The sequence below is a fragment of the Cellulomonas sp. JZ18 genome (assembly GCF_009720485.1).
In the GTDB taxonomy this organism is placed as follows: Bacteria; Actinomycetota; Actinomycetes; order Actinomycetales; family Cellulomonadaceae; genus Cellulomonas.
The window spans coordinates 180730-193593 of the sequence record NZ_CP045245.1 but is presented as its reverse complement, the minus strand read 5'-3'; the positions used below and the strand labels follow the sequence as shown (position 1 = coordinate 193593).

Annotated in this window: 7 protein-coding genes and 1 pseudogene; 5 read left to right on the top strand and 3 right to left on the bottom strand. The window is 75.3% G+C overall.

What is annotated here, in order from left to right:
- Nucleotides 1-984: 984 nt before the first annotated feature.
- The gene (locus tag GC089_RS00885; RefSeq protein WP_155376094.1) at nucleotides 985-1725 is read left to right on the top strand and encodes a hypothetical protein; all 741 of its coding nucleotides are present in this window, start codon (nucleotides 985-987) and stop codon (nucleotides 1723-1725) included.
- A 52-nt stretch (nucleotides 1726-1777) separates the two neighbouring features.
- A complete protein-coding gene (locus tag GC089_RS00880) occupies nucleotides 1778-2644 on the top strand; it encodes a DUF4190 domain-containing protein (RefSeq protein WP_155376093.1) in 867 nt (288 codons plus the stop codon).
- A gap of 113 nt (nucleotides 2645-2757) precedes the next feature.
- On the opposite strand, the gene GC089_RS00875 is transcribed toward GC089_RS00880, so the two are convergent.
- Together GC089_RS00875 and GC089_RS00870 are read right to left on the bottom strand one after the other, a co-directional pair.
- Nucleotides 2758-3564, bottom strand: coding sequence for an ABC transporter permease (locus tag GC089_RS00875; RefSeq protein WP_155376092.1), 807 nt, complete (start codon nucleotides 3562-3564; stop codon nucleotides 2758-2760).
- Nucleotides 3561-4523: an ABC transporter ATP-binding protein gene (locus tag GC089_RS00870; RefSeq protein WP_155376091.1), complete on the bottom strand. Its 963-nt coding sequence runs from the start codon at nucleotides 4521-4523 to the stop codon at nucleotides 3561-3563. The genes GC089_RS00875 and GC089_RS00870 overlap by 4 nt, the downstream gene beginning before the upstream one ends.
- 124 nt (nucleotides 4524-4647) lie before the next feature.
- Here GC089_RS00870 and GC089_RS00865 point away from each other — a divergent pair, with 124 nt between their 5' ends.
- Both GC089_RS00865 and GC089_RS00860 read left to right on the top strand, forming a co-directional pair.
- A complete protein-coding gene (locus GC089_RS00865; RefSeq protein WP_155376090.1) occupies nucleotides 4648-5619 on the top strand; it encodes a TetR/AcrR family transcriptional regulator in 972 nt (323 codons plus the stop codon).
- Nucleotides 5620-5766: 147 nt separating this feature from the next.
- Nucleotides 5767-10449, top strand: a complete 4683-nt coding sequence (locus tag GC089_RS00860) for a lamin tail domain-containing protein (RefSeq protein WP_155376089.1) — start codon at nucleotides 5767-5769, stop codon at nucleotides 10447-10449.
- Between the two features lie 351 nt (nucleotides 10450-10800).
- On the opposite strand, the pseudogene GC089_RS00855 reads toward GC089_RS00860, so the two are convergent.
- Nucleotides 10801-11748: pseudogene (locus GC089_RS00855) on the bottom strand (LacI family DNA-binding transcriptional regulator); the annotation flags it as partial.
- Nucleotides 11749-11937: 189 nt separating this feature from the next.
- Between GC089_RS00855 and GC089_RS00850 the strand changes: the two are divergent.
- Nucleotides 11938-12861 carry a carbohydrate ABC transporter permease gene (locus GC089_RS00850; RefSeq protein WP_230684965.1) on the top strand — a complete coding sequence of 308 codons (924 nt, stop codon included), beginning with the start codon at nucleotides 11938-11940 and terminating at the stop codon, nucleotides 12859-12861.
- Nucleotides 12862-12864 lie beyond the last annotated feature (3 nt).

The following is a 12864-nucleotide window of genomic DNA, read 5'->3' as shown; positions in this document are numbered from 1 at the left end:
CTCGTGCGGCGAGTACGGCACTCGTACGACACCCGTACGGCGAGTACGGCACTCCTGCGGCGAGTCCGGCACTCCTAGGTGCCGGACTCGGCACCGGGGTGACGAGGTCGGCGGGCGCCGGTGCACGCCGCTCGGGGAGCTCGCGGACGCCACGCGGACGGGCGAATCGGACGGACGCCCCGTTCCTCGATACTGGGGCGCCACGACGGACCGCCGAGTCGCCGGCCACCCGTCCCACCCTCAGCGAGGAGCGCCGTCCGCGTGACCAGCCAGCAGCCCGGAGAGATCCCGCCGCCCCCGACGGTCCCGCCGCCCCCGGCCGCGCCGGCCGGTCAGGCAGACGCCGAGCCCACCACCGCGCCGGCAGCGGCGACCGGCACGAGCGGCGAGCCCGACCTCGCGCCCGCGGCCCCGTACGGCACCGCGCCGACGCTCCCCCTCGCACCCGCGCCGTCGGACGCGGCGGCAGCCCCCGCGACGTCGAGCGCGGGAGACCCGCCCGCGGCGGCACCCGAGGGCAGCGCTGCACCCGCGGCGACGGCAGGACCGACGGGCACCGGGGCACCCGCGGCCACGACGGCACCGGCACCGGCGGCGCCTCACGCCCCGTCGACGCCTGCGGTCCCGCCGGCTCCCGCCGTCCCGTCGGCTCCCGCGGTCCCGTCGGCTCCCGCAATCCCGACGGCTCCCGCGTACGGCGCCCCCGCGTCCGCCGCCCCCGCAGCGGCCGCTCCCGGCACACCGGTTCCCGTCCCGGCCGCGCCCTACGCCGCACCCCACGCCGCGCCCACCGGCGCCCCCGGCCACGGCGCCCCCGGGTACGGCGCTCCCGCGTACGGGCCCTCCGGGTACGCCGCGCCCGGGTACGCGCCCCCCGGCTCCCCCTCCCCCGGCACGTCCCCGTACGCGGTCCCCGCCCACCCGCAGCACGGCGGCCCGCACGGCTACGTCCCGCCCGGCGGCCCGAACCCGCCCGGCAAGGCGATGCCGATCACGGCCCTCGTGCTCGCGTGCGTCGCGCTGCTGCTCAGCTGGGTGCCGCTGGTGAACTACGCCGCGGGGCTGCTCGCGCTGGCCGCGGTGGTCGTCGGGGTCGTCGCGCTCGTGAAGGCCCGGCCCGGCCGCGGGATGGCGATCGCCGGGGCGGTCGTCGGTGTCGTCGCGGTCGCGTCCGTCGTGGTCTCGCACGTCGTGTACTCCCGGGCGCTCACGGAGTTCGTGCGTCAGGTCGAGGAGTCGGCGGAGGCAGCCGACGACGCGCCGTGGCCCGCCGGTCCCACCGAGGAGGACCCGTGGGGCTCCGGCAGCGAGGACGACGTCGCACCGCTGCCCGAGGAGCCGGCGCCGGTCGGCTTCGGTGAGCCGTTCGTCTACGCGGACGGTCTCGAGGTGACGGTCGCCGCGCCGACGCCGTACGAGCCGTCGCCGTACGCGAGCACCGGGGAGGGCGGCCAGCACGTGCGCTTCGCGGTGACGATCGCGAACGGCACGACCGGGGAGTACAACCCGGTCGTGTTCTTCACCTCCGTCACGTCCGCCGGCACCGCGGCGACCGAGATCATCGACTTCGGGTCCGACCTCGCCCGGGCGCCCCTCGAGCCGCTCGCCCCCGGTGAGATGGTCACGTTCGAGGTCGCGTACACGGTGGCCGACCCCGCGTCGGTCGTCATGCGCGTGGAGCCGAACGTCGTCACGCACGAGGCCTTCACCGTCGAGGCGGGCTGAGCCCGGCGCGCAGGCCCCGCACGCCCGTCGCACGCCCGGCACGAGGAGCCCCATGAGCACCGACGACGCCACGGCGGTCCGGCCCGCACCCGGTGGGACCGCGGCGCAGCGCGACCCGGGCCCGGAGCCGGGCGGCCGCGGGCTCGCCGTCGCGGCGCTCGTGACCGCGCTCGTCGCCGCCGCCCTGGGCGGCGTGCAGACGGTCGACGAGGGTGCGGCGGTCCTGGCGGGCGTGCTCGCGGTGATCGCCCTCGTGCTCGGCGCCACCGCCCTCGTCGACGCGGTGCGCGACGGGCGCCGGGGCCGGGGGACGGCCGTCACGGCGCTCGTCGTCTCCGCCCTGGCCCTCGGGCTGGTGCTCGCCACGCAGGCGGGGCTGGTGCGCGTCGAGTGGCCCACCGGCGCACCCGCCGCGACGCCGGGCGCCACCGCGGACGCGCCCGACGGGAGCGCCGTCGCGGAGCCGGGCGACGCGGCGGACCCCGACGACGGCGCGGAGGACGCGGCCGCCGCACAGGACGCGGCACCCCCGACCACGACCGTGTTCGGCGAGCCGTACGCCTACCCGGACGGGCTGAGCGTGACGGTCGACGCGCCGCGGCCGTTCGAGCCCTCGGAGAGCGCGGACGCGACCGAGAACGGCGAGCACGTCCGCGTCACGGTGACCGTCACGAACGGGACGGCCGCACCGTACGAGCCGCTGTTCTTCCGCGCCTCGGCGTCGTCCGGCGGCATCCGGGCCACGACCGTCATCGACAGCGCCGCGGACCTGGTGGGCGGCCCGCCGCTCGAGCCGGTGCCGGCCGGAGGCACCGTCTCGTTCGACCTCGGGTTCACGGTGTCCGACCCGGACGCGATGGTCGTGGAGCTCACCGCGGGCGGGGTCGGGCGACCGGACGTCACGGTCGGCGCCGGCTGAGGTCGCACGCGACGCCGGCGCCGCGGGGACGCCTCCCGCGGCGCCGTCGTCGTCCGGCCACTCACGGCCCGACGTCGGCGAACCTCTCCGTCACGTGCCCTCGTCGTGCCGCCCTACGCGCGTCGGCGCAGCGCGAGCACCGCACCGACCACCGACGCCGCGCACCACACGAGCAGCACGACGAGCGAGCGGGTCGGCAGCGTGAACGCCTCCGCCGCGAGGCCGCTGCGCACCAGCTCGGCCATCGGCTGGACCGGCAGCCACGCGTGCACGTCCTGGAGCCAGCCGGGCATGCGCTCGGCGGGGTAGCTGACGGGTGAGAACAGCAGGACGACGAACACGAGCGCCTGCGTCAGCAGCTGCGCGAGCGCCGGCGGCAGCAGGGACGCCATCGCGTACCCGACGGACGCGGCCGTGAGCGACACGAGCAGCGCCCCGGGCACGAGCCACGGCGCGGGCGACAGGTCCACGTCGAAGCGCCACACGCCGACGAGGACGCCGAGCACCATGCCGGGCAGCGCGAGCAGCGTCCACACGAGCAGGTCGGAGACGAGGAACGCGGTGCGCGGCACGGGCAGCGTGCGCAGCCAGTCGAGGCTGCCCTCCGTGCGCGACTGCGAGAGCAGCTGCGGCGTGAGCACGAGGCCGATGGTGACGAGCGTGATGGTCGGCGCACCGGTGGCCAGGTAGAGGGCGGTCGTCGGGTCGGGGTCGCCGACGAGCAGGCCGTACCCGATCACGGTCGCCACCGCCATGAACGCCTGCACGACGACCATGAGCGGCAGGAACTGCGTCTGACGGCGGAACTGCCACTGCGCGAGCAGCAGCGTCTGCCGGACGCTCTCCCGGGGCCCCGGCGGCTCGTCGGGCGCGACGGCGGGACGGACGTCGGGCGCGGTGCCCGGCCGGACGGCGCTCACGCGGCCACCTCCTCGGCACCCGTCGCGGCGTGCTCCTCGCCGACGAGCCGGACGTACACGTCCTCGAGCGACGCGGGCGTGAGCGCGTACCGCTCGAGGCGCCCGGCGTCCACCTCGGCCTGCGCCCAGGCGACCACGGCCGCGGCGTCGGCGGCCGGCACGGTCCCGGTGGCGCGCAGCCGACCGGCCCCGCCGGGGACGACCGCCGGGTGCCAGGCCACGGGACCGTCGTGCGGCAGGTCGACCTCGAGCGTGAGCGCACCCCGCAGGGACGCGGTCAGCCCGGCGGGGGTGTCGGCGGCGAGGACGACGCCGTGGTCGAGGACGGCCAGGTGGTCGACGACGCGCTCCGCCTCGCGCACGTTGTGCGTGACGAGCAGGACGGCGTGGCCGGCGTCGGCGAGGCCGCGGATCTGCCGCCACAGCAGGCGCCGCCGCACGGGGTCGACGTCGTTGGTCGGCTCGTCGAGGACGACGAGCGCCCCCGGCCGGACGGCCGTCATCGCGAAGGACGTGAGGCGCGCGACGCCGCCGGACACCTTCTCCGCGCGGGTGTCGGCCCAGTCGCCCAGGTCGAGGGCGTCGAGGAGGTCCTGCGTGCGACGGCGCACCGCGGTGCGCTCGCCGCCGCGGATCCGGCCGACGAGCTCGATCGCGAGGCGCGGCGTCAGCCCGGTGATCGGCACGTTCGCCTGCGCCTGGATGGACGCGCGCCGCCGTGCGACCTCCGGGTGCGCGACCGCGTCGACGCCGTCCAGGGTGATCGTGCCGGCGTCGGGACGGACGAGCCCGACCACCTGGTGCACGAGCGTCGTCTTGCCCGCCCCGTTGTGGCCCAGCAGGCCGACGACCTGCCCCCGCGCCACGTCGAGGTCGATCCCGTCGTTCGCCTGCACACCCGTCCGTCCGCCGTACCGCTTGCGCAGCCCGCGGACGGAGAGCAGCACGTCGGTGCTCATCCCGCCTCCTCATCCCGATGGGTACGTGCTTGACGGTATCTGGCTGTACCGCTCGGAATCAACACCCGGGTACCGGTCGGTACCAGGCCGTACCATCGGGTACGCCGACGGTTACGCTGCACCCATGCCCCGCGAGCACGAGGACCCGCTGAGCGCCGCGACCCGCGCCCTCGCGGACGCCACGGCCACGCTCAGCCGCATGCTCGGCGAGCAGGCGCGCACGGTCGTCCCGGAGGTCGGCGACGCCGTCGCGCAGTCCCTGCGGGAGGCGTCGCGCGGCCTCGCGCAGGCGTCCGAGACCGTGACGCGGACGGCCGAGAGCGCCGCGACGACCGGCCGTGGCGCCGCACGACGCGCCGAGGAGCGCGCCCGGGCCGCCGCCGAGCGCGCCGAGTCGCGGGCCCGCGCCGCCGCCGAGCGCGCCGACGCCGCCGGCGAGCGCGCCGAGTCGCGGGCCCGCGCCGCCGCCGAGCGCGCCGACGCCGCCGGCGAGCGCGCCGAGAGCCGACGCCGGCAGAAGGTGGACCGCACGCGCGCCGACCTGCTCGACGCCGCCGCGCGGGTCATCGCCGCCAAGGGGTACGAGGGTGCCTCCGTCGGCGACATCGCCGCCGAGGCGGGCTACACCAAGGGTGCGGTGTACGCGCACTTCGGCTCGAAGGAGGAGGTGTTCCTCGCCCTCGCGCGCGAGCAGCTGCACATCACCATCGAGTCGCCCGACGCGACGATCCCCGGCGTGAGCGTCGACGGCGTCGACGAGGAGGCCGTCGCCGACTGGCTGTGCGGGGCGCAGGACGACCCGCGCATCCTGCTCTCGCTGGAGTTCCTCGCCTACGGCCTGCGGCACCCGGAGGCGTCGGGCGAGCTCGCGCGGCTGCACGTCGCGTCGCACGAGGTGCTGGCCGACCAGGTCGCCGAGGTCCGGCGCGCCCGCGAGGGGGACGACGCCGAGCCGGGCACGACCCAGGAGGACCGGGACACCGCGCTCGCGGTCATCAGCGTCATGAACGTCGCCGCGCTCGAGGGGCGGCTCACGGGGTCGCCCCACCTGTCACCGCGCGCCGGCGCGCGGGTGATCGCCCGCCTGCTCTCCTGACGCGACCCGGGTGAGCCGCCGTCACCCGAACGGTCGAAACGTTCCGAGGTCGCACGGCAGCCCCGGTTCGGTCATCTCCGGTTCACCTCCGGGTCAACGGTCCTTCCTAGCCTCGCGGCGATCCCCTCACCTCGAGACAGGACGCTCATGCCCACGCACGTCCCCCGCGCGTCCGGGCCGGTGAAGGCGGTCGGGACCGCCGCCGTCGCCGCCCTCGCGCTCACCCTGCTGCCCGCCCCCGCGGGCGCCGCCCCCGCCGCGTCGTGGCCCCTCGTGGTCACGGAGATCGCGCCGGACAACGCCGGCTACGACAACTTCGAGTACGTCGAGCTCCACAACACGACCGGCGAGGACCTGCTCCTCGGCGAGGGCGGGTACCAGCTCGCCTACACGTTCGCCGACAGCGACGACCGCAGCCGCGACAAGGCCCTGTCCGTTCCCGCCGGGACCGTCGTGCCCGCCGGCGGGACGGTCGTGCTCTGGCTCCAGTACTCCTCCACCACGGTCGACACCTCCGCGTACACCGCGGAGGACTTCCGCGCGTTCTGGGCCCAGCGCGGCGGCGCCGCCCCCGACTACCCGGTCGTGCCGCTGAGCGGCCAGGCCGGCATCGCCAACGGCGGCGACCGCGGCATCCGCGTGCTGTCGCCGTCCGGGGAGGTCGTGGGCTGGTCGTTCGTCCCGGCCGGCGGCGTCGGCGTCGACCAGGTCGTGCAGTTCCGCACGCCGGCGGACGCCGCGCAGCGCTCGATGGACGTCCTCGCGACGCTCGCGCCGTCGAGCCCCGGCGTCGTCGACCCGGCGCAGCTCGAGGACCGCGCGGTCACGCCGACGCCCGAGCCGACGCCGACGACGTCCCCCACCCCCGACCCGCAGCCCACGACGACGCCCGGCCCGACCCCGACGGCCGAGCCCACCACCACGCCGACGCCGACGCCCGGCGCCGTCCCGGCCCCGCCCGCGGACTCGCGCACGGGCCTGCTGCAGGTCACCGAGCTCATGGTCGACTCGACGAACGTCGGCGGGTCCGACGGCTACGAGTACGTCGAGGTCTACAACGCGACGACGCAGCCGATCCCGTTCGCGGACCACGTGATCCGCTACCTGTACCCGAACGAGGACTACACCAACAGCAGCACCGCGCTGTGGCCGGCGACCCCGGCGGACGCGGTCGTGCCCCCCGGCGGGACGCTCGTGCTCTGGGTGAAGAACGGCGGCAACCAGGCCCTCACGCGCGCCGACTTCCGCACGTTCTGGGGCGTCGACCTGCCCGACGAGCGCATCCTCGAGATGCAGGTCGGCGGCATGGCGAACGGCAGCCCGCGCGGCGTCGAGGTCATGACGCAGACGGGGCACACGGTCAACCGCGCGTACTACAACATGGGCGGTGCCCGCGACGTCGCCGTGAACCAGGGCATCCACTACGCCGCCGACGCGGCGGACTTCTCGCGGCAGCGCCTGCTCGGCACGCGCGCACCGTCCCCGGGCACGGTCGAGGCCGACCAGACGCCGGCGACGCGCACGACCCCCGTCGCCGACACCGCCGCCCCCACCGTCACGGACGTGTCGCCCGACGCGGTCGACCCGGCCACCCCGCTGACGTTCGCGGCCGAGGTCGACGACGACCGGCAGGTCAAGCGCGTCGAGCTGCACGTGCGCTCCGACCTGGACGCGGCCGAGCGCGTGCTGTCCCTGCAGGACGACGGCTCCGGCCGGTTCGCGACGACCATCCCGGCCGTCGACCTCATCGGGAAGTCGTCCTACACCTACCGCTGGGTGGCGTCCGACGGCGTCCACCTGGTTCAGACCGACCCGGTGACGCTGCCCGTGCTGGGCGCGAGCGACGACCCCGTCCGCCTCAACGTCGCCGACGGCGACCTGCTCGCGGGCACCGCGCCCGTCTCGGTGGCGAGCGAGAGCGGCGACACCGCGGACCTCACCCTCGCGGTCGACGGCACCCCGCTCACGCCGACGGCCCCGCAGCTGGAGAAGCCGGCGGTGTTCGCGGTCGAGGTGACGGCCACGGACGCGGCCTTCCGCAACGGCATCATCCTGCCGTCGCCCACCGGTGACGCGTGCCGCGACGGCCGGGTGCTGACGATCTTCGAGCGCGGCACGTACTCGGACGTCGAGACGGTCACGGCGTCCGTCCCGCTGGACGCCGTGCGGCCCGGCGAGCCGGTGACGGTGCTCGTGTCCGCCGGCACCAAGGCGTACCCGTGCGACGACCCGAACGAGAACAACGACGACTTCACCGCGATGAACCCGCGCCTCGTGCTGCCCGACGGCCGCACGCTCGTGCCGGCCGGCTACACGGGCGGCTCGATCGCGATGGGTGACTCCGCGGGCAAGATCGGCGACTACGTCGCGACGTTCACGGTCCCCGACGACGCCTTCACGGCCGTCGGCCACGCGTGGGACACGACGACCGTCGCCGACGGCACGCACACCGTGACCGGCACGGACGGCGCCGCGACGGCGTCGGCCGACGTCGTGGTCGACAACACGGCGCCGGTCGTCGAGATCGCCGTCGAGGCGGACGAGACGTCGGACGCCGGCCTGCAGGGGACGATCCGCCTCGACGCGTCGGCCACGGACGCCACCTCGTCCGTCGCCTCCCTCACCGCGACGCTCGACGGCGAGCCCGTCACGCTGCCGCTCACCACGTCGTCGCTGCTGCTCGTCCCGGGCCGGCACGACGTCGCCGTGACCGCGACGGACGCGGCCGGCAACGCCGTCACCGAGCGCCGCACGTTCACGACGCCGCACGAGACGCCGTCGGTCGCGCTGCTCACGCCCGAGGACGGGGCGCACGTCACGGGCCCGTCCGTCGAGCTGGCCGCGCGGGTCGCCGACCCGACCGGGGACGCCCTCACGGTGTCGTTCCACGAGGCGTTCCGCTTCGCCGCCACGGACGCCGCCGTCACGGCGGCCGCCGGCACGACCCGTGACGCGGCCGCCACGTCGCGCGACGCCGCCGCCCTCACCGCGGAGCAGCGCGCCGCGCTGACCACGGTCGACGGCGCCGGTGTGCGCACCGAGGGCGGCGACGCCCTGCCGTACCAGCTGTTCGACGTGGCCGTGCCCGCGGAGGCGGGTGACGGCGCACGCGTCGTCACCACCTGGGACGGCGCCGCGGAGACCGGCGCGACGGTCGTCCTGCACGTGTGGGACGTCGCCGCGGGCGCCTGGACGGAGGTCGACCGGCACGTCGGCCGCGGGGACGGCACCGCGGAGGAGACGTTCACGCTCGCCGCGGACGTGCCCGTCGCGGGGCACGTCGCCGACGGGACGGCCCGCTTCCTCGTGCAGCACTCCGAGGGCTGGGCGGGGGAGAACCTGTCCACCCGCACCACGCCGGTCACGCCGGCCCACCCGCAGGACACGCCGCGGTCCGAGTACGACTTCACGCTCGCGTGGGAGTCGGACACGCAGTACTACAACGAGGCGTTCTACGACCACCAGCTCGCGATCCACCAGTACCTGCTGGACCGCCGCGACGAGCTGAACCTGCAGTACCTCTTCCACACCGGCGACATCGTCGACAACTGGGACCAGCCCTACCAGTGGGCCAACGCGGACGCCGCGTACCGGATGCTCGACGAGGCGGGGCTGCCGTACGGCGTCCTCGCGGGGAACCACGACGTCGGCATCTTCGACTGGGACTACACCGCGTACTCGCAGTTCTTCGGGGAGGCCCGCTTCGCCGGCAACCCCTGGTACGGCGGCTCGTACCAGGACAACCGCGGCCACTACGACCTGTTCACGGCCGGCGGCATCGACTTCGTCGTCGTCTCGATGGGCTGGGGCCCGGGCGACGCGGAGATCGCCTGGATGAACGAGACGCTCGCGCGGTTCCCGAACCGCGTCGCGATCGTCAACCTGCACGAGTACCTGCTCACGACCGGCGGCCTCGGCCCGGTGCCGCAGCGCATCCAGGACGAGGTCGTGGCGACCAACCCGAACGTCCGCATGGTGATGAGCGGGCACTACCACGACGCGTACACGCGCATCGACCGGTTCGACGACGACGGCGACGGGACGTCCGAGCGCGTCGTCACGCAGATGCTCTTCGACTACCAGGGGCTGCCGGAGGGCGGTCAGGGCTTCCTGCGCCTGCTGCACTTCGACAACGAGGGCGAGCAGATCCAGGTCCGCACGTACTCGCCGTCGCTCGGGGTCTACAACTCCGACGACCCGACCCTCGACCTCGGGGCGCAGGAGTTCACGATCTCCTACGCCGACGCGGGCATCACGCCGCGTGCGAAGGTGCTGGTCGCGGACGCGTTCCACGCCGAGGTGCGCACGGACGCGGAGCTGGCGGCGTCGACGGCGGTGACCCCCGCGACGCTCACCGCGCCGGCGTCCCCGTTCGCGGGCGACGTCTCCCTGCTGGCGGTCCCGGTCCAGCCGGGGCTCGACGGCGCGGTCGTCCGGGCCACGTGGACGCCGAGCGACGGCACGCACGGCTGGTACGTGCGGGTGGTCGACGAGCACGGCGCGGTCGCCGAGTCCGACGTCCGGACGCTCTCGTTCACGCGGGCCGTCGCCGGCGGCGGTGACGGCGGTGGCGGCGGCACCGGTGGTGGCGACGGCACCGGCGGCGCGGGCACGGGCGGCACGGGCGCCGGCTCCGGCGCGGGCGCGGGCAACGGCCCGGCCGGCGCGGGCACCGGCGGCACGGGCTCGGCCACGGGTACCGGCCGCGGCGGCTCCGGCGCGCTCGCGGTGACGGGTGCGGACGCGGGTGCGCTCGCGCTCCTCGGCGCCCTGCTCGTCGCCGCCGGTGGCGCGGCGGTCCTCGTCCGCCGACGCCTCACGGCCGGCTGACGCGGTCGGGTGGGCGACGGCACACGTCGTCGCCCACCCGCCGACACCGACCCGGACGGGACGGCCCCCCTCACGCGAGGGGCGCCGTCCCGTCCGTCGTCGTCGGGCCGACGTCGCGGCGCCGCGGCCCCACCCACCCCACGGCGACCGCACCCCTGCACGAGCAAAGGGCACTGGCACACCCGCCGAGTTCGGTACCTCGGTGCCGAGTTCGGGGGGTACAGGTCGCGAACTCGCCACCGAACCACCGAACTCGGCGGGGTGCGGGGCGTCAGCTCGGGCGCGGGGGGCCGTGCTGGTGCGGACGACCAGGGTCGTCGGGACCACCACGTGGTGGCCGGCGAGGCGGGTGCGGTCGCGGATCTGGCGCATGAGGAGCTCGACGAGCTCCGCGCCGATCGCGGTGAAGTCCTGGCGGACGGTCGTCAGCGGCGGCCAGAGGTACTCGGCCATGGGGATGTCGTCGAAACCGACGACGGACACGTCCTCCGGCACGCGCCGGCCCGCCTCGTGCAGGGCCCGGATGACGCCCGCCGCCATCTCGTCGTTCGCGCAGAACACGGCCGTGACGTCGTCCGACGTCGCGATCCGTGCCCCCACCTCGTACCCCGACGCCGCCGACCAGTCCCCGTGCCACTCCTCCGGCACCGGACGCCCGGCGGCGCGCAGGCGCGTGCGCCACGCGTCGGCGCGCACGCGTGCGGGCGTGGAGTCGAGCGGCCCACCCACGTGGTGCACGGTCGGGTGGCCGAGGTCGAGCAGGTGCTGGACGGCGAGCGACGCGCCCTCGGCCTGGTCGGTGCCGACGGCCGGGTGGTGCCCGACGAACCGGGAGTCGGAGACCACGACGGGCAGCCGCGGCGGCAGGGCCAGCGTGGCGGGGGTGGCGTCCTCGGCGCGGATGACGACGAGCCCGTCGATGGCCTGGTGGTCGAGCCGGCGGACGGCGTCGGAGACGTCGGACGACGACGGCGTGCGGACGTCCACGAGGGTGACGCTGTACCCGTGCTGGCGGGCCGCCTCGACGACGCCCTCGAACGTGCGCGACTCCCCCGTGCGGGTGAGGCGGTGCGCGATGAGCCCGATCGTCCCGAACGAGCCGGACCGCAGGGCACGCGCCGCGTGGTTGGGGCTGTACCCGAGCTGGTCCATCGCGGCCAGGACGCGCTCACGCGTCTCGGGCCGGACGTTCGTGGCGCCCGTCGAGACCCGGGAGACCGTCTGCTGCGAGACGCCGGCCAGCCGTGCCACGTCGGCGATGGACGGGCCGGGGCGACCGCGCACCGAGACCTGGGACATGGCCCGCAGCATAGCCATGGCGACGTCGCCATGGGGCTGGCCGTCACGGTCGGACGTGACGGATGGTGACGTCACCATTCCGTGACCTGCAGGAACGTCGAACCGCTTGACACGTCGCGCGGGCCAGTGGAAACGTGCCGGGTGCTGTCGATGGTGACGTCAACATCCGGCGCCACGAAGGAGTGTCCCGTGACCCAGACCGCCGTGCCCGTCGCGGCCGCCGCGCTGACCGCGCCGCGCCGCCGCCGCACCCGCGGCTCGTGGACCGGCTGGGGCTTCGTCGGCCCGTTCATGGCCGTGTTCGCCCTCGTGTTCCTCGCGCCGATCGCGTACTCGCTGTGGATCAGCCTGTTCCGCACGCAGCTCGTCGGCGGCACCACGTTCGTCGGGCTGGAGAACTACCAGCGCGCGCTCGAGGACCCGCAGTTCTGGTCCGCGCTCGGCCGGGTCACCGCGTTCCTCGCCGTGCAGGTGCCGGTCATGCTCGGCATCGCGCTGCTCGTGGCCCTCGCGCTCGACAGCGGCCGCCTCTACGGGCGCGACTTCTTCCGCATCTCGATCTTCCTGCCGTACGCCGTCCCCGCCGTCGTCGCGACGCTCATGTGGGGCTTCATGTACGGCACGCGGTTCGGCCTGGTGGGCAACATCAACGAGGCGTTCGGCGTGAGCCTCCCGAACCCGCTGTCGCCCGACCTCGTCCTCGCCGCGATCGGCAACATCGTGACCTGGGAGTTCGTCGGCTACAACATGCTGATCTTCTACTCCGCGCTGCGGACCGTCCCGACGTCGCTGTACGAGGCGGCGGAGATCGACGGCGCCGGCCAGTGGCGCGTGATCACCGCGATCAAGCTGCCCGCGATCCGCGGCGCGCTCGTCGTGGCGACGATCTTCTCGATCATCGGCAGCTTCCAGCTGTTCAACGAGCCGAGCATCCTGCAGTCCCTGGCGCCCAACGCCATCACCACGTACTTCACGCCGAACCTGTACGCGTTCTCGCTGAGCTTCTCCGGCCAGCAGTACAACTACTCGGCCACGGTCGCCCTGATCATGGGCCTCCTCACGATGGTGATCGCCTACGTCGTCCAGCTGCGCGGCATGCGCAAGGAGGCGTGAGCG